The following is a 19,635-nucleotide window of genomic DNA, read 5'->3' as shown; positions in this document are numbered from 1 at the left end:
GACGCAGCTTCTGCATGGCGGCGTTGGCGGTCTTTCCGGTCGCGGCGGTGCAGACGAGCGCGACCGCCTCGATCGATGCCGACGTCGCGGCCGTGGTCCAGCACGAGCATCTGCCCGGGCTGGCCATGGCCGTGGTCGAACAGGGGCGCGTGGTCTACCAGCGCGCCGAGGGTTCGCGTGGCGATGGCGGCCGCATCGACGAGGACACCTTGTTCAAGATCGCCTCCAACAGCAAGGCGATGACCGCCGCGTTGCTGGCGCGGCTGGTGCAGCGGGGCAAGCTGCGCTGGGACGATCCGGTGCAGCGCCATCTGCCGGATTTCCGCATGCAGGACGCATGGGTCGGCCAGCAGATGCAGGTGCGCGACCTGCTGATCCACAACAGCGGGCTCGGCCTGGGCGCTGGCGACCTGATGCTGTGGCCGGAACCGAACACGTTCACCCGTGCCGACATCATCGCCGGACTGGCGCACCTCAAGCCGGTCAGCAGCTTCCGCAGCCACTACGCCTACGACAACCTGATGTACGTGGTGGCCGGGGAAGTGGCCGCTGCGGCCGGTGGCAAACCCTATGACCAGCTGATGCGCGAGCAGGTGTTCGAACCACTCGGCCTGGCACGCTGCCAAGTGGGCGCCTGGTCGGTGAAACGCGTGGGAAATGTCGCGCAGCCGCATGCATGGCGTGGTGATCGCAATGAGGTGGTGAACGCCGACGCTGACATCAGCCCGGACCTGCCGTCGATGGCGGCCGGTGGCATCCGTTGCTCGCTGCGCGACATGACGCGCTGGATGCAGGTGCTGTTGGATCCTGCCGTGGTGCCTGACTGGTTGAACAGTGAACAGCGCCGCACGCTGTGGACGTTGCACATGCCGATGCCGCTGGGTGAGCGCCAGCAGCGCTGGGACAACGCGCACTTCTACGGTTATGGCTATGGCTGGCGCGTGTCCGACATGGATGGGCAGTGGAAGGTAGCGCACACCGGCACGCTGTCGGGCATGTACTCGTCGCTGGCGCTGCTGCCTGACCGGAAAGTGGGCGTGGTGATGCTGATCAACGGTGAAGGCGAGGATGCGCGCACAGCGCTGATGCAGGCAGCGCTGAAGCGCTTCACCACCCCCGACGATGCGCGTCCGGCGATGGAGTACCTGGCCGAACTGAAGGCGGACCAGGCAACGCGGGCCGCGAGCGGCCATTCGCGGCCATCCGCCGCTGCGGCGCAGGTGACGAGCCGCACGGACCTGTCCCGCTGGCAGGGTCGTTACCGCGATCCGTGGCTGGGCCCGGCCTCACTGTGCCCGGGCGCGGACGGCCTGCGTTTCAGCGTCGACAAGTCGCCCCGACTGCAGGCCACGGTGCTCCAGTTGCAAGGGCGTTGGCTGCTGCGCTGGGATACGCTGGGCGAAGACGCACAGGCCTGGCTGCAGCCCGGTGACGGTGCGCCGCCCACACTGGACCTGCGTGCCATCGACCCGGACATCGACTTCAGCTATGACTTCCAGGACCTGCATTTCACTCGTACTGGCGACTGCCCTGGCAGCGAGCGCCAGCGCCGCTGAGCCGCCGCGCGTTTCGCCGGCGATCGACGCCGCCAGTGCCGGTCTGGTCGAGATCCGTTCGCTGTCGCCACGCATCGAGATGGATATCCGCTACGCCAGCGCCAACAACTTCACTGGCGCGCGCGTACCGGGATACGAGGCGCCCTCGTGCTACCTGCTGGCGCCGGTGGCGAAGGCGCTGGCGCAGGTGGAACAGGACCTGCGTGCGGATGGATTCGGCCTGCGGATCTACGACTGCTACCGCCCGGTGCGCTCGGTGCAGGCCTTCATGGCCTGGGTGAACGACCCGCGCGAGCGCTCGCGCAAGGCATTGCAGTACCCGGATCTGGACAAGCCGCGGCTGCTGGCCGACGGCTACATCGCCGAACGTTCCGGACACAGTCGCGGCGCCACGGTGGATCTGGGGCTGCTGGATTGCCGCAGCGGTGCATGTACGCCGCTGGACATGGGCACCGACTTCGATTTCTTCGGACCACGCGCGCATACGCAGACCAGCGGATTGAGCGATGCGCAGCAGGCGAACCGCCAGCAGCTGGTGCGCGCGATGGCGCGGCGGGGCTTCGTCAATTATCCGCAGGAGTGGTGGCACTACACTCTGCAGCCGGAACCGGATCCCGGCACCGCGTACGACGTTCCGGTGCTCTAGGGGGTTTCGGCAGGGCTGCGCCCTGCACCTGCAGAGGCAACGGCCGAATCAACAGCAACGGCGTGCGTTCCGTGGGTTGGCGGGGCGGTGCCGGAGTGCGGGGACGCCGTAAATCCGTCCATGGAGGCTTGGCAGCCGCATTCATGCGGCTGACACCCCGCACTCCGGCACCGCCCCGCCTCTGACAGTTTCCCGCGGAGTCCGTTGTAAAGCCGAGCCCATGCTCGGCTGCTCTTTTTTCAATCGTCGAGATATTCGATCTCGATGGAGATTCATCCACGCATGGCGTGGATCTACCGTGGCCACCGGATCGGATCCGGGGCAGATCCCTTACACTGGCCGCCTTCTCATCCCAGCCCGCCCGATGAACCTTCCCCTGCACTTCGGCCTGCTCGGCACCCTGGAAGCCGGCGCCATCGCCCTGCTGGTCGGCCTGCTGGTGTACTTCCTGTGGTCGCGGCTGTGCCGGCTGCTGCACTGGTCGGTGGGGCATGCGATCGGCTGGTCCTGCGTCATCTCGGTGGTGGCCTCCGCCGGCATCGACGCGTGGAAGCTGTTCTACATGGGCATCGTGCGGCTGGAGTCGCCGCTGTACGCGCGCCTGTTCCTCGCCACCATCCACGATCCGAACGAACTTGGTAGCCGTGTCGTGCTGGAAATCGCCGGCGCGCTCGCCGGTGTCGCCCTGGGATGGGTGTTGTTCAGTTCGCGGTCATTGGAAAAAACCGTCGACTGACGCAGGTTTTTCGTTGCCTGCCGGTTAAATCCAGAGGCGCTGAATGCGCATCTTATGAGCCACTCACTCCCCGCTAACCAGCGCGCTAAAGCATGCGTGGAGGCGAGTGGTTAATCGCGCGTGTGGAGGCCGGCCGCGGCCCAAAATCGATTCAGAAAGGCGGTGGCAGGGTAGGTGCCGTGCGGAAACAACAGGCCGCGCAACACCACCCAATTGGTAGGAGACACCCCTGATGACTATTCGCAACCGCAAGCCCCTGATCGCCCTGATCGTCGCCGCCGGCAGTGTGCTGGCCATCCCGGCGATGGCACAGTCGGCCAAGCAGCAGGCCGCGCATGCGCAGAATGAAGCGGCGCAGGCCCAGCAGGCGGCGGCACAGGCTGGGCAGGCGGCTGACCAGGCGACCGATGCGGCCGCAGCGGCATCGGCGCAGGCCAACGGCGGTGGCCAGACCTGGGCCAGCATCGATACCGATGGCAATGGCACCATCAGCAAGACCGAGGCGCAGGTGAACGCCGGCCTGGCCCAGGTGTTCGACCAGGCCGATACCAACAAGGACGGAGAGCTGAGCGCCGACGAGTACAAGGCCTACGTGGCTGCGCAGCAGGCCGGAGCAGGTGCCGGCGCGGCGCAGGGCCGCTGATCTACACCTGATTCGGGAAGACCGGTGCATGGGGACCCGGGCGGCTGCGGCCGCCCGGGTTTTTATCGTCACCAGCACCCCTGTATCCTTGCACGATGAACACCCCCACGCCTGCGCCGTCGCGCGCCATCGGCCTGGTCGGTTTTGACGGTGACGATACGCTGTGGAAGAGCGAGGACTACTACCGCAAGGCCGAGCAGGATTATCTTGACCTGCTGTCGCGCTACGTCGACGTGCATGACACGCAGACCGCGCGCCACCTGCTGGAAGTGCAGCAGCGCCACCTGGGCACCTTCGGCTACGGCGTGAAGAGCATGACGCTGTCGATGATCGAAGCGGCCATCGACATCACCGGCCAGCGCATCGAGGCCAAGGACATCCAGCGCATCCTGGATATCGGCCATGACACCCTGCGCCACCCGGTCGAGCTGATCGACGGCGTGCGCGAAGCGGTGGCGGCCATCGCCGAGCACTACCCGGTAGTGCTGATCACCAAGGGCGACCTGTTCCACCAGGAAGCGAAGATCAAGGTGGCCAACCTGGCCGAGCTGTTCCCGCGCATCGAGATCGTTTCCGAGAAGGACCCGGAGACCTACGCCCGCGTACTGGCCGAATTCGACCTGCCGATGCAACGCTTCGTGATGGTCGGCAACTCGCTGCGCTCGGACATCGAGCCGGTGGTGACCCTGGGTGGCTGGGGCGTGCATACCCCGTACGCGGTGACCTGGGCCCACGAGACCCAGCATGGCGTGGCCGACGATGAACCGCGCATGGTCACCGCCGATACCGCCCACGACTGGCCGGCTGCACTGGCGGCGATCGAGGCCAAGGCCGCTGCAGCGGCCTGACAGGGCCCGGCGGCTGCGGCAGAATCGGGGCATGAACGTCCGACTGCGCGCGCTGTTGTTGTCCCTGCTGCTGGTGCCGGCCACCGTGCTGGCCCAGCAGACCGCCGAGCGTTCGGCGGCCTACGCGGTGGAAACCGGTGACAGCTGGGTCGATGCCCAGCTGCAGGACATCAACCACTACGCCGAGCGCTACCCCGACGCCTTCCTCGACGAGGTGTCGCGCTATGCCGACGTACCGCGCGGCTATATCAGCGCACTGTTCACCACCCATGGCTGGCAGGCCGGGGATATCTACTTCGCCTGCTTCTGGGCCAAGGCCAGCGGCCAGACCTGCCGCGACAGCGTGCGCGCCTTCAGCCAGGACCCGGCCGGCGGCTGGGAGGCGGTGGTGAAGCGGATGCCGACCAAGCCGGAGAACCTGCATTACCGCGCGATGCGCCACGCCATCGTGGCCAGCTACCAGCACTGGGACCGGCCGATCACCCTGGATGCGACCCTGAAGCGCCAGCTCAAGCGGTAGTGCCGGCCGCTGGCCGGCAACTGCACCCTTCCAGGCATCCGGGGGTTGCCGGCCAGCGGCCGGCACTACCGATTTCTTTCATGTTGCTGTGCATATCGCCGCCGCCGCGCGCTCCGGCGACAATACGGGTTCGAGCTGTTCCCCGTTCCCGTAATCGAGTGACTGATGAGCGCCTCTTTCGTTTCGCCTGATGTGATCCGCCGCCTGTTCGCGCAGGCCATGTCCCGCATGTACCGCACCGAAGTGCCGCTGTACGGCACGCTGGTGGAACTGGTGGAGCGGATCAACGCGCAGGTGCTTGACCAGGACCCTGCGCTGGCCGCGCAGCTGCTGCGCAACGACGAGCGTGCGCGCCTGGACGAGGAGCGCCATGGCGCGATCCGCGTCGGCACCGTGCAGGAACTGGCGACGCTGCGCCGCCTGTTCGCGGTGATGGGCATGTTCCCGGTCGGCTACTACGACCTGTCGGTGGCCGGCGTGCCGGTGCACTCCACCGCGTTCCGGCCGCTGACCGGCGCCGCGCTGGCGCAGAACCCGTTCCGCGTGTTCACCTCGCTGCTGCGCCTGGAGCTGATCGAAGACGAAGCGCTGCGTGCCGAATCGGCGCGCATCCTCGAACGCCGCCGCATCTTCACCGATGGCGCACTGGCGCTGATCGACCAGGCCGAGCGTGATGGCGGGCTGTCGCAGGCCGATGCCGAGCGCTTCGTCGATGAAGCACTGGAAACCTTCCGCTGGCACGGCGATGCCACCGTCGACCTGCCGACCTACCACGCCCTGCACAACGCGCATCGCCTGGTGGCCGACGTGGTCAGTTTCCGTGGCCCGCACATCAACCACCTGACCCCGCGCACGCTGGATATCGACGCGGCGCAGGCGGCGATGATCGAGCATGGCATGGCGGCCAAGGCGGTGATCGAAGGCCCGCCGCGCCGTGCTTGCCCGATCCTGCTGCGCCAGACCAGCTTCAAGGCACTGGAAGAAGCCGTGCATTTCCCGGACAGCGAGGGTGGCGATGCCGGCACCCATACCGCGCGCTTCGGCGAGATCGAACAACGTGGCCTTGCGCTGACCCCGAAGGGCCGCGCGCTGTACGACCAGCTGCTGTCGCAGGCACGCGATGCCGGTGGCGAAGGCAGTACCGGCGGCGACTACGGCCAGCGCCTGCAGGCGGTGTTCGCCAGCTTCCCGGATGACCACGACACGCTGCGCCAGGAAGGCCTGGGCTACTACCGCTACCAGCTGACCGACGCCGGCCGCGCCGCGCCGGAGCGCGTGGCTGATCTGCCGGCCGAAGTGCTGGTGGCCGCCGGCCTGGCCACGGCCGACCCGATCGTCTACGAGGATTTCCTGCCGGTCAGTGCCGCGGGCATCTTCCAGTCGAACCTGGGCGGTGAAGAACAGCGTGCCTATGCCGCGCATGCCAACCGCGAGGCCTTCGAGCAGGCGCTGGGCGTGGCGGTGAATGACGAGTTCGAAATCTACGAGCGGCTGCAGGCGGAATCGCTGGCGAGCCTGCGCACCGCGTGAAGGTAGAGCCGGCCGCTGGCCGGCTGTTTTGGGAAGCCGGCCAGCGGCCGGCTCTACCCGATGTCCGTGCCTGGGGTCATGGCGCTGCCCTCTGTAGAGCCGAGCCATGCTCGGCTGCCGAGAAAAGCAGTCGAGCATGGCTCGACTCTACAAAAGCGGGTCTCAGCCCTTCATCGTGCCGGTATCCAGCCAGCGCTGGTGCCACGACAGCGCTTCCGGCAGCAGGTGCGGGGTGTGCTTGCCGTAGCTCTCGCGGCTGGCACGGTCGAAGTAGTCCTGCAGCTGCGGGCGGAAATCCGGGTGCGCGCAGTTATCGATCAGCACCTGCGCGCGCTTGCGCGGGGTCAGGCCACGCAGGTCGGCCAGGCCCTGCTCGGTCACGATCACCGACACGTCGTGCTCGGTGTGGTCGACATGGCTGGCCATCGGCACGATCGCCGAGATGGTGCCGTTCTTCGCGGTGGACGGGCTCAGGAACGCCGACAGGAAACCGTTGCGGGCGAAGTCACCGGAACCGCCGATGCCGTTCATGATCCGCGTGCCCATCACGTGCGTCGAATTGACGTTGCCGTAGATGTCCACCTCGATCATGCCGTTCATGCCGATGCAGCCAAGGCGGCGCACCAGTTCCGGATGGTTGGAGATTTCCTGCGTGCGCATGATGATGCGTTCGCGGTAGAAATCGATGTGTTCCTTGAACGTCTCGTTGGCCTGCGGGCTCAGCGCGAAGCCGGTGCACGAGGCGTAGCTCAGCACGCCGTCGCGCAGCAGGTCGAGCATGCCGTCCTGGATCACTTCGGTGAACGCGGCCAGGTCGCGGAAACCGCTCTTGGCCAGGCCGGCCAGCACCGCGTTCGGGATGTTGCCCACGCCCGACTGCAGCGGCAGCAGGTTCGGCGGCAGTCGGCCCTTCTTCACTTCGTGCTTGAGGAACTCGATCAGGTGCGAGGCGATCTGCTCGCTGGTTGCATCGATCGGGCTGAACGGGCTGTTGCGGTCCGGGCCGTTGGTGCGCACCACGGCCACGATCTTGTCCGGGTCGCAGCGCAGCGCGGTGTCGCCGATGCGGTCGTTGGCGTTCACCAGCGGAATCGGCTTGCGGTGCGGCGGCAGCGCGGTGCCGTAGTAGATGTCATGCATGCCGTCGACGCCGGCCGGCTGCCATTCGTTGACCTCGACGATCACCTTCTTCGCCAGGTCCAGCCAGGTCTTGTTGTTGCCGACCGAGGTGGAGGGCACCAGCGAGCCATCCTCGCGGATGGCCGAGACTTCGATCACGGCGGTATCGATCTCGCCGTAGAAACCGAACCACACGTGCTGGGCGACGTGGCTGAGATGGATGTCGATGTAATCCAGCTTGCCCTCGTTGATGCGGTTGCGCGCATCCGGGTCGCTCTGGAACGGCATGCGCATGGCGATGCCATCGGCCTTGGCCAGCGCGCCATCAAGCTCCGGCGCGGTGGAGGCGCCGGTCATCAGCTTGATCTGGAAGGGCTGGCCCTGGGCGTGCACCGCTTCGATGCGACGGGCCAGTTCAACGGGGACGGCCTTGGGATACCCGGAGCCGGTAAAGCCGCTCATGGCCACGGTTTCACCGGGCTGGATCAGCGCGGCTGCGGCCTCGGCGGAGACCACGCGGTCACGGAGACGCGCGTTGGCGATGCGATCAACAGACATGACGACAGTGTTTCTGGGGGGAAAGCCGATTATCGGCCATCCTCATCCGTACGGGGGGTTCTACCTTCGTGGAATGGCTTTTCCCCACAGGGGTCACCCATACCCACCGGTTTTGTTTTGCAGTGCAGCGTGCAAAGTCCTTTCGCAGCCCGCACGATGGCCCTGCATCCCGACGTGGGGGAGGGAGCAGAGCCCGCTGGCAGTTCGCTGCAAGCGGGCTTTTTTATTGCCTGTCGCCCATTATGAATGCGCGGCCTCCATTATCGGTAGTGCCGGCCGCTGGCCGGCAACCCCAGTAACATTCGGCAGCATCATCGGATCTGCCGGCCAGCGGCCGGCACTACCGGGTCGATACAATCAGCCCATGACCCTCGCCCCCGCCGACCTTCCCGCGTCCCTGCAGCCCCTTGTCGACCGCGCCCTGGCGCGCCTGGCCCAGGTCCTGCCCGTGCCCGTTCCTGCCGAGCTGCTGCCGTTGCTGACCCGCCTGGCGGTGGCCAGCGACTTCGCGCTGGACACCCTGGTGCGGCAACCGGCGCTGCTGGCACAGCTGGCCGTGCCCGGCTGCCCGCCGATCCCGGCGCCGGTGCTCGATCCACTGCAGCCCAGCGACTGGCCGGCGCAGATCCGGCGCTGGCGTACCGCCATGTCGACGCGGCTGATCTGGCGCGACCTGACCGGCCTGGACGACGTGGCGCAGACCCTGGCCGGCGCCACCGCTTTGGCCGAAGACTGCCTGCGGCTGGCACTGGACGCCCTGCAGCAGGAATTCGCCCAACGCCATGGCGTGGTCCGCGATGGCGAAGGCACGCCGCAGCAGCTGGTGGTGTTCGGCCTCGGCAAGCTCGGCGGTGGCGAGCTCAACTTCAGTTCCGATGTGGACCTGGTCTACGCCTACCCGCACGGCGGCGAATCCGACGGCCCGCGCGCGCTGGCCGCTGAAGAATACTTCGCGCGCCTCGGCCAGCGCCTGGCCAAGCTGCTGGACGAAACCACCGTGGATGGCTTCAGCCACCGCGTCGACCTGCGCCTGCGCCCGTTCGGCAGCGCCGGTCGCGTCGCGCTGTCGTTCGCCGCGATGGACCAGTACTTCCAGCGCGAAGGCCGCGACTGGGAACGCTATGCCTGGCTGAAGGCGCGCGCGGTGGCCGGCGATATCGACGCCGGTGAAGCGTGGCTGCAGACCCTGCGCCCGTTCGTGTATCGCCGCTACCTGGATTTCACCGCGCTCGACGGCCTGCGCGAGATGAAGGCGGCGATCACCGCCGAAGTCGCGCGCCGCGAACTGCATGAGGACATCAAGCGCGGCGCCGGCGGCATCCGCGAAATCGAATTCCTGTGCCAGGCGCTGCAGCTGATCCGCGGTGGCCGCGAACCAACCTTGCGCGAGCGTCGGCTGCTGGTGGCGCTGGACGCGCTGGTGGCGGCCGGGCAGATCGCGCCCGAGGATGGCAGCGCGCTGCGCGAGGCTTACCTGTTCCTGCGCCGGCTGGAAAACCGCCTGCAGATGCTGCGCGACGCGCAGACCCACGTGCTGCCCAGCGATGCGCTGGACCGCGAGCGCATCGCCGTCGGCCTGGGCTACCCGGATTGGGAGGTGCTGCGCGCGGCACTGGCCGTGCAGCAGCAGCGGGTCAGTACTGAATTCGCCGCGCTGCTGGCGCCGCGCAAGGGCCAGGCCGCGCCCGATGCACTGGCCAACTACTGGCGCAGCCTGCCCGAGGGCAGCAATGCGCCGCTGCTGGCCGAGGCCGGTTTCCTCGATGCCAATGGCGCCGACCAGTCCCTGCGCGATTTCGCACAGGGCACCGGCGTGAAGTCATTGTCCGATGCCGCGCGTGCGCGGCTGGATCGCGTACTGCCCGCGTTGCTGCATGCGGCAACGCGCTCGCCACAGCCCGACGCCGCGCTCAAGCGCGTGCTTGGCCTGCTGCAGGCGGTGCTGCGCCGGACCAGTTATCTCGCGCTGCTGGACGAACAACCGAGCGCGTTGGCGCGTCTGGTCGATGTGCTGGCGCGCAGCGCACTGCTGGCCGAGCGGCTGGCCGCGTACCCGCTGCTGCTGGACGAACTGCTGGACGTGCGCGTGTCCGGGCCGATGCCCGATGCCGCCGGCATGCTGGCCGAGTGCCAGCAGGTGCTGGCGGTGGAAGATCCCGAATCCGCACTGCGCTGGCTCAACGAGACGCGGCTGGCACTCAGCTTCCGCATGGCGATGGCCACGCTGGACGGCCGCCAGGGCGCGGTGGACAGCACGCGGCAACTGGCCGAGCTGGCGCAGGCGGTGGTGGTCACCGTGCTGGCGATGGCCGAGGCGGATATGCGCGCCGCACATGGCGAGATTCCTGGCGGGCGCTTCGCGATCATCGGCTATGGCAGCCTCGGTGGGCTTGAACTGGGCTTCGGTTCCGACCTGGACCTGGTGTTCCTGCACGACAATCCAGCCGGCGTGGATGCCAGCGATGGCGCACGTCCGCTGGAGCCGGGGCGCTGGTATGCGCGGCTGGCGCAGAAGGTGATGGCGCTGCTTGGTGCGGTCACCGCTGCCGGGCGCCTGTACGACATCGACGTGCGCCTGCGCCCGGATGGCGGCAAGGGGTCGCTGGTGTCTTCGCTGGCCAGTTACACCGAATACCAGCGCGAGCGTGCGTGGACCTGGGAACACCAGGCGCTGGTGCGCGCGCGCGGCGTGGCCGGCGATGCCAGCCTGCTGGCCGACTTCGAACAGGTGCGTGCGCAGACGCTGGGGCGTGAGCGCGACATGGGTGTGCTGTATGCGGACGTGCTGAAGATGCGCGGCCGCATGCGCACCGAACTGGACCGCAGCGATGCCGCGCGACTGGACCTGAAGCAGGGTGCTGGCGGCGTGGTGGACCTGGAGTTCCTGCTGCAGACCGGTGTGTTGGCGCGCAGTGCGCAGCACGTGGCGTTGCTGCAGCCGCGCGATACGCCATCGTTGATCGATGCGTTGGCCGTTGCTGGCTTCCTGCCGGAAGACACCGCGCAGGCGTTGCATGCAGCGCATGCCACATTGCTGGAGGTAGGCCTGGCCTGCACGCTGGACCGGCGCCCGAGGCTGGCACCGACCACGCCTGCGATTGAAGAGGCGTGTGCCGCGATTACGGCGGCGTGTAGTGCTGCGGAGCTGCCGTTCGCCTGAGGGGTTGCACCGACCAGAGCAATGGCCTGCTTTGGGTGGGTGCCGACCGTTGGTCGGCACAATCTGTCGGCAGCGATGAACGCTGATGGAGCGTGCCGACCAACGGTCGGCACCCACCAGATCATTGGCCCGGTGATGCCCCGCTGTTGGCAACTACCGGATCAATGGCCCGGCGATGGTCTGCTATTGGTAGGTGCCGACCGTTGGTCGGCACCTACCAGGGCGACGGCGGTCAGCCGGCCGCGCGCAGCGGCGCCATCTTCCACAGCAGCGCGCGGAACGGGGCCAGCAGGCAGACGCCGATCGCCAGCTTCACCGCCAGGTCGCCTGCGGCCCAGCTCACCCACGGCAGGGTGGAACCGGCAAACGCGATCGACCAGAAAATGGTGGTATCCACCGTCGCGCTGCAGGTGGTGGCCACCATCGGTGCGCGCCACCAGTTGCCACGGCGCAGGCGGTCGAACACGGTGATGTCCAGCAGCTGGGCCACGATGAAGGCCGAGCACGAGGCAATGGCGATGCGCGGCGTCGCCACCCAGATCGACAGCAGCACCGCCACCGCGAAACCGATCCACGCCACGCGGCGCGCCGGGCCCGGGCCGAAGCGGCGGTTGATCAGGTTGCTGACCAGGAACGCGACCGGATAACTGAAGGCACCCCAGGTCAGCCAGTCGTTGATCGGGTACTGCACCAGCACGTTGGACAGCAGCACCACCGCGCCCATGGCCAGTACCGCCAGCACCAGGGCGCGGGCGGTCAACGGGGCAAACACAGGGGCAGGACGCACGGACATGGCGAGCCAGGGGGACAAAAGGGATCGCCCATTATCCGCCCGGCCCGCGGCAAAGCCAAAACCGGTCGTTCAGCTTTACAGCGCTTCGCTCATCACGTCGCCAGCGGCGTAGGCGGTCGGCACATAGGCCAGCGCCTGGCCCTGTGCGCTCTTCACGGTCCAGCCGGCACCGGCCTCGGTGGGGTCGAAATGCACCTGCTGGCCGACCACGAACGCCGCCGTCTGGTCTTCGTGCACGCGCGCCGGCCAGCGCAGGGTGGCGGTCTGGTCGGCCTTGTCGGGCACCTGCAGCTGCACCTGGCGCTCGCCTGCCGGGGTGGTCTCCACCTTCTTCACTTCCATCGGCGGCAGCGGCACCGCCTTGGTGCGGGCGGCCCTGGCATTGCGTTCGCTGGCCTTGAACGGCGCCTTCGACAGTTCGGACAGGCCCGCCGATGCAGCGAGGGGGACCGAGACCACGATCAGCGAGGTGATCAGTACGCTGGCCTCACTGCTGTTCAACTGCGGCGCGGCGCCGGCATGGACGGTGGGCACCAGCAGCGCCGAGAGCAGCAGGGCAGAAGCGGGAACGCGCAGGCAACGGAACATGGAGACCTCCTGGTCAGGGTGGGGACGGCGGCTCAGCGCCGGGTATCGAAGATGTCGCGCGGGCCGGTGGCCTCGGGCAGGTATTCCAGCGGGCGGCCCTGGTTGTCCTTCAGCTGCCAGCCCTGGTCGGCGCCGGTCGGCTCGAAGTTCACGGTCTGGCCCACGGTGAACTGCACGGCGGGATCACCGATGCCGCGCGGGTACTGCATCGACGCGGTGTTCTGCGGGTCGTTGGCATCACGCAGCAGCACTTCGCGGCGGCCATCCACGGTGGTGGCGATGGCGCTTACCTGCATCTGCGGCAGCTTGATCTGCTGCGGGCGGGCCAACGGGCGACCCGCGTCGGCCGCATCCTGGGCTTCCTCCGCTGCCGCCGCGCGGGCCGAGGCCACCATCTGCGTGGACATCTCCAGGCTGGGCCCCTGCGGGCCCGGGTCATGGATGATCACGATGCGGCGTTCGGCGTGTGCGGCCGTCGACCAGGCCAGGCCAGCGACGATCACCATCGACAACAGGGCGGTATGCAGTGGACGCATGTCGTTCTCCTCGTGCAATTCAAGGCGTGGCGGCAGTGGCACCGGCCACTGGCACATGGGGGATCACCAGTTCCTGCTGCAGCTGGCTGCGCTGGTGCAGGAAGTCGAACACCGATTCCACCGTCACCACCGAATAATTGCCGGAGATGCGCTCGCCGGCCGGATGGTCGGTGGTGGTGGCGTTGGCCACGAACAGGCGCGCACCCACGCGCTTGCCGAGGCCGATATGCAGCACGCTGGGCTGGTACTTCTGCTGGCGCAGCCACTGCTGCGCCTGTTCGCGCTTGACGATGGCCGGCGCGCCCTCGGCCTGCGCCATCGCCGCGGCCAGCACTTCCAGCACCCACTGGTTGGAGTTCTGGTAGTCGGTGGCGAACGGGTAGGCGACCACGTTGTACTTTGTCTCGTGCAGCGCCTTGGGCTGGATCGACGGCGGCACCAGCATCGCGCGCAGTGCGGCACGCAACGGTGCCGACGGCACACCGATGCGCAGGTCGGTATGGCCACCGCTCTCGCCGACGAAGTTGCCCAGCCCTTCGTGATACAGCTGCGAGCTGTCGGTCTTGCAGCGGTTGAGCAGGTGCATCGCGCGCCAGCGGCCGTCGTCCTCGCGCAGCAGGAACGCCAGGTGGCTGTGGCGCAGGCCATAGCGGCTCAGGTCCTGGCCACCGCGCGCGGCCACCACCACGTCCACATCGGGCAGCGCGTCCAGGCGTTCGGCGGTGGTCCAGGCCACGTCCAGCATCGCCGCCTGCGACGCCACGCTCGGGTAGCGCTCGCGGCACTCGGTGCTGTTCGCCCATGCCGGTGCGGTCGCCAGCAGGCTGGCAATCAGCAGCGCGGCGCGGGGCAGGCGGGAAAAACGATCCATGTCGATACCTTCAACGGCGGGCAGGCCCGCGCGCCGATCATACGCTGGTCAGCGCAGCGGGCGGTCCACGCCCTTGCGCTTGAGTTCCTTGTCGCAGGCGTCACTGATCGGGGCCACCGGCAATGGCGGGCGCTGGCCCTTTGGATCGCGCAGCGCCGGCTGTTCGCGGTACGCGTCCAGCTGCTGCTGGCATTGATAGGAGATCGGGTCCAGCTCGGTGGGCGCGGTGGAGCACGCGGCGAGCAGGGCCAGGGGCAGCAGGAGCAGGGTACGCATGAAGACGTTCAGAGTGATGGGGGAAGCTGGACTCTAACCGTGCAGCTGGATCGAAATGTTCAGAAATCGCTGGGCACCCCGGGTAGTGCCGGCCGCTGGCCGGCAAGTGTTCGGCAATGCGTACAGCGTTGCCGGCCAGCGGCCGGCACTACCGTGCTTCCAGACGCCCAGGATTGCCGGCCAGCGGCCGGCACTACCGCAATGCCAGCCGCGCTTTCACTTCTGCCGCCACCCGCGCGGTCTCGCGCAGTGGCTCGATGCGGTCGTACTGCCAGTCCAGCCAGTGCGCCTGCAATCGCCCGCGCTCGCGCAGCTGTTGCTGGAAGCGCGCCAACCGCCCCTGCACGGTATCGGCCAGCGCCACCATCACCGGCATGCGCGTGGCGCAGGCTTCAGAGAGCAGGTTCACCGAATCGGGCGAGACCACCACGCGGTTGGCCCAGCCGAGCAGGCCGCCATAGGGATTGGTGCCGTCGCCACCATCGCCCCAGATCACGTGCGGCAGGTCGGCGAATTTCGCGCGCAGGATCTCGGCCAAGGCCGGCGGCGTGCGTCGCGAGGTGGTGGCCAGCAGGCTGCCGCCTTCGCTGCGGATCTGGTCGGCCAGCGCCTGGAACACGCCGACCATCGCCGTCTCATCCCACGGCGCCAGCGGCGTCGGCCCGCCCACCAGCAGCGCAGTGCGCGGGCCGGGCAGGGTACTGAAACCGGCGAACGCGGCGCGGCCCCAGGCCAGCCAGTCGTCGTCCACCGGGTTGAGGCTGCCGAGCAGGGTCAACACATTGCTGCCGCGCAGGGCGTCGTGTTCGGGCACCACCACCACATCCCAGTGGCGGGCGCCGATGCGCGGGTCGAGGATCTGCACCACCTGGCTGCCGCGCGCACGCAGCACGCGCAAGGCACCGGCGGCCTGGCGGCCACAGCCGATCGCCAGCGCTGGAGCCTCGGCGGCCAGTGTCGCGAAGGCCTCGCCGTAGCCGTTCACATCGCCGGGCAGGCGGCGCGGCGACAGCCAGCGCCAGGGCGCGCGTGGCTGCAGCAGCAGCGGCCGATGGGTGCCCTGGCGCAGCGCCGAGGCCAGCGCGACCGCCTGGCGGACATTGCCCGCGCGGCCGTCTGTGACCGTCCAGGGCGCGCTCGATCGTTTCACCATTGGCATTAATTCGTTTCAGCCCTGCTGGGTGTTGCAACAGTCGCGACACTCTACACTGCGGCTCGTCGATTCGCCCCGCGCCGCCCGCGGGCACTGACTTCCCTTAGCCGCCCTGGAGATCCACCGATGTCCCACGCGCTCGACGCTGCTGCCCTCGATCAGCTGTTCCGCACTGCCCGTACCCAGAACGCCTTCCTCGACAAGCCGGTCCCGGCCAGCCTGCTGCAGGAACTGTACGACCTGGTGAAGTGGGGCCCGACCGCGGCCAACACCACGCCGGCCCGCTTCGTCTTCGTCACCTCGAAGGAAGCCAAGGACAAGCTGGCCCCGGCCCTGTCCGAGGGCAACCTGGCCAAGACCATGGCCGCCCCGGTCACCGCCATCATCGGCTTCGACCTGGACTTCCACGAAAAGCTGCCGTACCTGTTCCCGCACACCGATGCCAAGGCCTGGTTCGACGGCCCGCAGGAAGGCCGCCACGAAGCCGCCATCCGCAACGGCAGCCTGCAGGGTGCCTACCTGATCCTGGCCGCGCGCGCGCTGGGCCTGGATGCCGGCCCGATGTCCGGCTTCGATGCGGCCAAGGTGGATGAAGCCTTCTTCGCCGGCACCTCCATCAAGTCGAATTTCCTGGTCAACCTGGGTTACGGTGACCCGGCGGGCCTGTTCCCGCGTCTGCCGCGCCTGTCGTTCGACGAAGCGGCGCGCATCGCGTAAGTCGCTGTATCGATTCCGGGCCGCCCCCTTGGCGGTCCCTGCTGTACCCACCCTACGATCCGGAGAGTTCCTGAGATGAGCGCCACCCGTAAACTGCTGCTGCCGCTGGCCCTGACCCTGGCCATCGCCGCCTGCTCCAAGCCGGCCGACACCGCTGCCCCGGCGGCCGATGCCGCCGCCCCGGCCACCACCGAGCAGGCCGCCACCCCGGCTGCCGATGCCGCCGCCGCTGCGCCGGCCGCCGAAGCGATCAAGATCGCCTCGGGCACCTACAAGCTGGACCCGAGCCACACCGACGTGCTGGCCCAGTGGAGCCACTTCGGCTTCTCCAACCCGAGCGCGCACTTCGGCAACGTCGAAGGCACCCTGGTGTACAACGCTGAAGACGTGACCAAGTCCACCGTGGAAGTGAAGCTGCCGCTGAGCGGCCTGAACAGCTTCACCGCCAAGTTCGACGAGCACCTGAAGAGCGCCGACTTCTTCGACGCCGCCAAGTTCGCCGATGCCACCTTCAAGAGCACCAAGGTGGAAGCGGCCGGCACCAACAAGCTGACCGTCACCGGCGACCTGACCATCAAGGGCATCACCAAGCCGGTCACCCTGGACGTGACCGTCAATGGCGGCGGCGAGCACCCGATGGCCAAGGTTCCGGCCGCCGGCTTCGATGCCACCACCACCCTGAAGCGCAGCGATTTCGGTGTCGGCGCCTACGCCCCGAACGTCAGCGATGAAGTGAAGATCCGCATCACCACCGAAGCCACCGGCGAAAAGCCGGCGGCTTGATGCACCCCGCTCACTCGTCGTGAGAAGGCAGAAGGCCCGCTGAAAAGCGGGCCTTCTTTTTGGGTTCTGCATGCGAGGTACCCGATGCTGACGGGGTTGCCGGCCAGCGGCCGGCACTACCCGCTAGGTGCCAACCTGCATTGGGAGGGTGCGGACCTACATTTGGTGGGTGCGGACCGTTGGTCCGCACGATCGCTCAGCGCAGCGCGCCCAACCACACCCCACACGCTTCGCTCGGGCTCTGCTTGGCCTTCACCGCCAGCCCGCTCACCCGCACGAAGGTCTGCGCGGCCTGTGCCACCACCTGGCGTGCGATCAGTGCCGCCTGCTTGGTCGCGGCCTGCTGCTTGCGCAGCTGCACGATGTTGATCGACGGCCGGCCCACCGGCGCGTACTTCTGGTCGCGGCGCAGCACGTCGGCCACCTGCGCCACTTCGAATTCGGCCTGCAGGTAACGGTGCTGTGCCTCCACCAGCTCACGCAGCGGTACGTGCAGCGCAGCGGTATCGGCGAAGGCGGCCAGTGCGGCATCGCAGGCGGCGTCATCGGCAAAGCGGGTACGCAGCGCGTCCACGCTGGCCAGGGTCAGTTTGGCCATGTGGGCCTCATTGCTGCAGGAAAGGAGCGCGATTGTCGCATTGCTTGCCGGGTCGTGCCGGCCGCTGGCCGGTAATTGCATGGGAGTGTGCGGACCAATGGTCCGCACCCACCAGTCGATGGCGGTCTGCACCCACCAGTCGATGGCGGTCTGCACCCACCAGTCGATGGCGGTTCGCACCCTCCAGTCGGCGGCGGTCCGCACCCACCGGAGGCAAGGAGCAGCCGAGCGTGGGCTCGGCTCTACAATGGCCCGCTGTATCACCCACGGAAGGAAGACCCATGCAGGACGCGCAGTACTGGTTGAACGAATTCTGGTCGGGCCTGAGCGTGCTCGATCTGGTGGGCGGCAGCGTGCTTGGCACGCTGCTTGGCCTGGTGTTGGGCACCCTCGGCTGGCGCTGGCTTCACCGCCGTGGTTGGTTGCAGCGGCGCAAGCGCTGGCATCACTGGCTGCTGGCCAGTTACGTGGTGCTGCTGCCGCTGGCTACTGCCTTCTTCGGCCTGCAGCTGGGCTTTACTGCCGGTGCGCACCGCGCGCTGTTCAAGCAGCTCGATCATTTCCAGCCGCACCTGCAGACCCTGGTGCAAGGCTGGAGCGAAGGCTTCACCGATTCACTGGACGACCCGCGCATGCGCGAGGCATTGCGCAGCCAGGGCACGGTGGGCGATGTGGCCGACACCATCGCCTCGGCCTACCTCAGCGAACATCCGTTGCCCGGCCTTGATCGTCTTGGCAACGGCCCGTTGGCACGCGGCACCGGCTGGGTGATCGGCAAAGTGCGCGAAGGCCTGCTGCGCGGCATGGTGGAAGACACGCTGGTGGACAAGGCCGGCACGATTGGCCTGGAGCCCAAGGTGGTGCGCGAGGCGCTGACGATGCACGTCGATGAGCTGCTGCACACCCGTGGCGTGCTGCGGCTGGTGAAGGCGCAGATCAACGGCATGATGCCCGGCGTGTACTTCGGGCTGCTGCTGCCGCTGCTGGTCATCGCGCTGCTGGTGGCGGTGGAGATCTGGGCCGCGCAGCGGTTCGGGTGGACGCGGCGGGTGGCATCCAACGCGGTAGTGCCGGCCGCTGGCCGGCAGCTGCAGGTTCCTGCCGAAGGTTCATGAGGTTGCCGGCCAGCGGCCGGCACTACCCATTGGAAGGCGTGCGGACCAACGGTCCGCACCCACCGCCTTTTGATCAATCGCCGTCGGTTTCGTCCGGGTGCGCCTTCCAGTAGCCGGTCGAGCGGATCCAGTCGCGCGGCACGCCCAGGTGGCCTTCGATGAACTTGCGCATCATCCGCGCGCGGCGCGATTCGGTGGCGATCCAGTAGAAGACATCGCCGTCCGGTGCTTCGAAATCGGTCAGCATGTCTTCCAGCAGCGTGCTGCTGGCCGCCGGGAAGCCGTTGCGTTCCAGCCAGTGGATGCGCACGTTCTCGTACTGCGGCAGGTCCTGGCGTTCGGCCTCATCGCTCACTTCGATGAAGGCCTGCACCTCGGCACCGTCCGGCAGCACGTCCAGCCAGCGGGCGATGGCCGGCAGCGCGGTTTCATCGCCGATCAGCACATAGGCGTCGTAGCTGTCGGCCACCACGAACGAGCCGCGCGGGCCACCGATCACCAGCACGTCGCCCGGCTGGGCCTGCTCGGCCCACGGCCCGGCAATGCCCTGGTCGTGCAGCACGAAGTCGATGGCCAGCTCGCCGGATTCGTGGTCCCACCAGCGCGGGGTGTAGTCACGCGACGGCGAGGGCTCCTTGCCGGCCGGGTAGCTGCGGCCTTCAGCGGTCAGCACCGGCAGCACCATTTCGCCGCTGGCGTTGGGGAAGAACAGCTTGATGTGGTCGTCGGCGCCGGGCGAATCGAAGCCGGCCAGATCGTCGCCGCCCAGCACCACGCGGCGCATGCGCGGGGTGACTTCTTCGGTGCGCAGCACGGTCAGTTCACGGAAGCGCACATCCAGGCGCAGGCGCGTGTTGTTGTGTTCGGTCATGGGGATACCTGCAAAGGT

Annotated in this window: 20 protein-coding genes; 11 read left to right on the top strand and 9 right to left on the bottom strand. The window is 67.9% G+C overall.

What is annotated here, in order from left to right:
• Positions 1 to 14 precede the first annotated feature (14 nt).
• The 7 genes from BKE09_RS09135 (at position 15) to BKE09_RS09105 (ending at position 6,479) form a co-directional block, all read left to right on the top strand.
• Complete coding sequence (locus BKE09_RS09135) at positions 15 to 1,556, top strand: serine hydrolase (RefSeq protein WP_075675531.1); 1,542 nt, start codon at positions 15 to 17, stop codon at positions 1,554 to 1,556.
• Entirely contained in the window at positions 1,489 to 2,202 is a 714-nt protein-coding gene (locus tag BKE09_RS09130) for a M15 family metallopeptidase (protein WP_075675530.1), read from the top strand. The genes BKE09_RS09135 and BKE09_RS09130 overlap by 68 nt, the downstream gene beginning before the upstream one ends.
• Positions 2,203 to 2,566: 364 nt before the next feature.
• A complete protein-coding gene (locus BKE09_RS09125) occupies positions 2,567 to 2,938 on the top strand; it encodes a hypothetical protein (RefSeq protein WP_014035757.1) in 372 nt (123 codons plus the stop codon).
• A 232-nt stretch (positions 2,939 to 3,170) separates the two neighbouring features.
• Complete coding sequence (locus tag BKE09_RS09120) at positions 3,171 to 3,581, top strand: EF-hand domain-containing protein (protein WP_014035758.1); 411 nt, start codon at positions 3,171 to 3,173, stop codon at positions 3,579 to 3,581.
• A 95-nt stretch (positions 3,582 to 3,676) separates the two neighbouring features.
• Positions 3,677 to 4,429: an HAD family hydrolase gene (locus tag BKE09_RS09115; protein ID WP_049412263.1), complete on the top strand. Its 753-nt coding sequence runs from the start codon at positions 3,677 to 3,679 to the stop codon at positions 4,427 to 4,429.
• A 31-nt stretch (positions 4,430 to 4,460) separates the two neighbouring features.
• A complete protein-coding gene (locus BKE09_RS09110; protein WP_075675529.1) occupies positions 4,461 to 4,949 on the top strand; it encodes a hypothetical protein in 489 nt (162 codons plus the stop codon).
• A 165-nt stretch (positions 4,950 to 5,114) separates the two neighbouring features.
• Positions 5,115 to 6,479 carry a VOC family protein gene (locus BKE09_RS09105; protein WP_075675528.1) on the top strand — a complete coding sequence of 455 codons (1,365 nt, stop codon included), beginning with the start codon at positions 5,115 to 5,117 and terminating at the stop codon, positions 6,477 to 6,479.
• Between the two features lie 162 nt (positions 6,480 to 6,641).
• Here the strand turns inward: BKE09_RS09105 and BKE09_RS09100 are convergent, their stop codons facing one another.
• Positions 6,642 to 8,156, bottom strand: coding sequence for an acetyl-CoA hydrolase/transferase family protein (locus BKE09_RS09100; protein ID WP_014035763.1), 1,515 nt, complete (start codon positions 8,154 to 8,156; stop codon positions 6,642 to 6,644).
• A gap of 364 nt (positions 8,157 to 8,520) precedes the next feature.
• Here BKE09_RS09100 and glnE point away from each other — a divergent pair, with 364 nt between their 5' ends.
• Positions 8,521 to 11,316 carry a bifunctional [glutamate--ammonia ligase]-adenylyl-L-tyrosine phosphorylase/[glutamate--ammonia-ligase] adenylyltransferase gene (glnE, locus tag BKE09_RS09095; RefSeq protein ID WP_075675527.1) on the top strand — a complete coding sequence of 932 codons (2,796 nt, stop codon included), beginning with the start codon at positions 8,521 to 8,523 and terminating at the stop codon, positions 11,314 to 11,316.
• Positions 11,317 to 11,548: 232 nt separating this feature from the next.
• On the opposite strand, the gene BKE09_RS09090 is transcribed toward glnE, so the two are convergent.
• The 6 genes from BKE09_RS09090 to BKE09_RS09065 form a co-directional block, all read right to left on the bottom strand.
• Complete coding sequence (locus BKE09_RS09090; protein ID WP_075675526.1) at positions 11,549 to 12,109, bottom strand: queuosine precursor transporter; 561 nt, start codon at positions 12,107 to 12,109, stop codon at positions 11,549 to 11,551.
• Positions 12,110 to 12,184: 75 nt separating this feature from the next.
• Entirely contained in the window at positions 12,185 to 12,697 is a 513-nt protein-coding gene (locus BKE09_RS09085) for a hypothetical protein (protein WP_014035766.1), read from the bottom strand.
• A 32-nt stretch (positions 12,698 to 12,729) separates the two neighbouring features.
• Entirely contained in the window at positions 12,730 to 13,233 is a 504-nt protein-coding gene (locus BKE09_RS09080) for a hypothetical protein (protein WP_075676663.1), read from the bottom strand.
• Between the two features lie 19 nt (positions 13,234 to 13,252).
• Positions 13,253 to 14,104 (bottom strand): DUF2145 domain-containing protein, encoded by an 852-nt coding sequence (locus BKE09_RS09075; protein ID WP_075675525.1) that lies wholly within the window; start codon positions 14,102 to 14,104, stop codon positions 13,253 to 13,255.
• 48 nt (positions 14,105 to 14,152) lie between these two features.
• A complete protein-coding gene (locus BKE09_RS09070; protein WP_014645731.1) occupies positions 14,153 to 14,380 on the bottom strand; it encodes a hypothetical protein in 228 nt (75 codons plus the stop codon).
• A gap of 193 nt (positions 14,381 to 14,573) precedes the next feature.
• Positions 14,574 to 15,533 (bottom strand): mitochondrial fission ELM1 family protein, encoded by a 960-nt coding sequence (locus tag BKE09_RS09065; RefSeq protein ID WP_075675524.1) that lies wholly within the window; start codon positions 15,531 to 15,533, stop codon positions 14,574 to 14,576.
• A gap of 126 nt (positions 15,534 to 15,659) precedes the next feature.
• Between BKE09_RS09065 and BKE09_RS09060 the strand changes: the two genes are divergently transcribed.
• Both BKE09_RS09060 and BKE09_RS09055 read left to right on the top strand, forming a co-directional pair.
• Positions 15,660 to 16,250, top strand: a complete 591-nt coding sequence (locus tag BKE09_RS09060; protein WP_049443517.1) for a malonic semialdehyde reductase — start codon at positions 15,660 to 15,662, stop codon at positions 16,248 to 16,250.
• 75 nt (positions 16,251 to 16,325) lie between these two features.
• The gene (locus BKE09_RS09055; protein ID WP_005415047.1) at positions 16,326 to 17,033 is read left to right on the top strand and encodes a YceI family protein; all 708 of its coding nucleotides are present in this window, start codon (positions 16,326 to 16,328) and stop codon (positions 17,031 to 17,033) included.
• Between the two features lie 196 nt (positions 17,034 to 17,229).
• On the opposite strand, the gene BKE09_RS09050 is transcribed toward BKE09_RS09055, so the two are convergent.
• Positions 17,230 to 17,631, bottom strand: a complete 402-nt coding sequence (locus BKE09_RS09050) for a hypothetical protein (protein ID WP_075675523.1) — start codon at positions 17,629 to 17,631, stop codon at positions 17,230 to 17,232.
• A gap of 281 nt (positions 17,632 to 17,912) precedes the next feature.
• On the opposite strand from BKE09_RS09050, the gene BKE09_RS09045 reads away from it, so the two are divergent.
• Complete coding sequence (locus BKE09_RS09045) at positions 17,913 to 18,746, top strand: hypothetical protein (protein ID WP_075675522.1); 834 nt, start codon at positions 17,913 to 17,915, stop codon at positions 18,744 to 18,746.
• Between the two features lie 73 nt (positions 18,747 to 18,819).
• Here the strand turns inward: BKE09_RS09045 and BKE09_RS09040 are convergent, their stop codons facing one another.
• On the bottom strand, positions 18,820 to 19,617 hold the full coding sequence (locus tag BKE09_RS09040; RefSeq protein WP_075675521.1) for a siderophore-interacting protein: 798 nt from the start codon (positions 19,615 to 19,617) through the stop codon (positions 18,820 to 18,822).
• Positions 19,618 to 19,635 lie beyond the last annotated feature (18 nt).

The sequence above is a fragment of the Stenotrophomonas sp. TD3 genome, from assembly GCF_001939825.1.
GTDB lineage: Bacteria > Pseudomonadota > Gammaproteobacteria > Xanthomonadales > Xanthomonadaceae > Stenotrophomonas.
The sequence above is the reverse complement of the archived record's forward strand: the minus strand, read 5'-3'. Positions and strand labels throughout refer to the sequence as shown.

Excerpts from the sequence above, each read along its gene's own strand:
- BKE09_RS09135 (WP_075675531.1), top strand. The coding sequence starts at position 15 with ATGGCGGCGTTGGCGGTCTTTCCGGTCGCGGCGGTGCAGACGAGCGCG.
- BKE09_RS09130 (WP_075675530.1), top strand. The coding sequence starts at position 1,489 with ATGACTTCCAGGACCTGCATTTCACTCGTACTGGCGACTGCCCTGGCA.
- BKE09_RS09125 (WP_014035757.1), top strand. The coding sequence starts at position 2,567 with ATGAACCTTCCCCTGCACTTCGGCCTGCTCGGCACCCTGGAAGCCGGC.
- BKE09_RS09120 (WP_014035758.1), top strand. The coding sequence starts at position 3,171 with ATGACTATTCGCAACCGCAAGCCCCTGATCGCCCTGATCGTCGCCGCC.
- BKE09_RS09115 (WP_049412263.1), top strand. The coding sequence starts at position 3,677 with ATGAACACCCCCACGCCTGCGCCGTCGCGCGCCATCGGCCTGGTCGGT.
- BKE09_RS09110 (WP_075675529.1), top strand. The coding sequence starts at position 4,461 with ATGAACGTCCGACTGCGCGCGCTGTTGTTGTCCCTGCTGCTGGTGCCG.
- BKE09_RS09105 (WP_075675528.1), top strand. The coding sequence starts at position 5,115 with ATGAGCGCCTCTTTCGTTTCGCCTGATGTGATCCGCCGCCTGTTCGCG.
- BKE09_RS09100 (WP_014035763.1), bottom strand. The coding sequence starts at position 8,156 with ATGTCTGTTGATCGCATCGCCAACGCGCGTCTCCGTGACCGCGTGGTC.
- glnE (WP_075675527.1), top strand. The coding sequence starts at position 8,521 with ATGACCCTCGCCCCCGCCGACCTTCCCGCGTCCCTGCAGCCCCTTGTC.
- BKE09_RS09090 (WP_075675526.1), bottom strand. The coding sequence starts at position 12,109 with ATGTCCGTGCGTCCTGCCCCTGTGTTTGCCCCGTTGACCGCCCGCGCC.
- BKE09_RS09085 (WP_014035766.1), bottom strand. The coding sequence starts at position 12,697 with ATGTTCCGTTGCCTGCGCGTTCCCGCTTCTGCCCTGCTGCTCTCGGCG.
- BKE09_RS09080 (WP_075676663.1), bottom strand. The coding sequence starts at position 13,233 with ATGCGTCCACTGCATACCGCCCTGTTGTCGATGGTGATCGTCGCTGGC.
- BKE09_RS09075 (WP_075675525.1), bottom strand. The coding sequence starts at position 14,104 with ATGGATCGTTTTTCCCGCCTGCCCCGCGCCGCGCTGCTGATTGCCAGC.
- BKE09_RS09070 (WP_014645731.1), bottom strand. The coding sequence starts at position 14,380 with ATGCGTACCCTGCTCCTGCTGCCCCTGGCCCTGCTCGCCGCGTGCTCC.
- BKE09_RS09065 (WP_075675524.1), bottom strand. The coding sequence starts at position 15,533 with ATGGTGAAACGATCGAGCGCGCCCTGGACGGTCACAGACGGCCGCGCG.
- BKE09_RS09060 (WP_049443517.1), top strand. The coding sequence starts at position 15,660 with ATGTCCCACGCGCTCGACGCTGCTGCCCTCGATCAGCTGTTCCGCACT.
- BKE09_RS09055 (WP_005415047.1), top strand. The coding sequence starts at position 16,326 with ATGAGCGCCACCCGTAAACTGCTGCTGCCGCTGGCCCTGACCCTGGCC.
- BKE09_RS09050 (WP_075675523.1), bottom strand. The coding sequence starts at position 17,631 with ATGGCCAAACTGACCCTGGCCAGCGTGGACGCGCTGCGTACCCGCTTT.
- BKE09_RS09045 (WP_075675522.1), top strand. The coding sequence starts at position 17,913 with ATGCAGGACGCGCAGTACTGGTTGAACGAATTCTGGTCGGGCCTGAGC.
- BKE09_RS09040 (WP_075675521.1), bottom strand. The coding sequence starts at position 19,617 with ATGACCGAACACAACAACACGCGCCTGCGCCTGGATGTGCGCTTCCGT.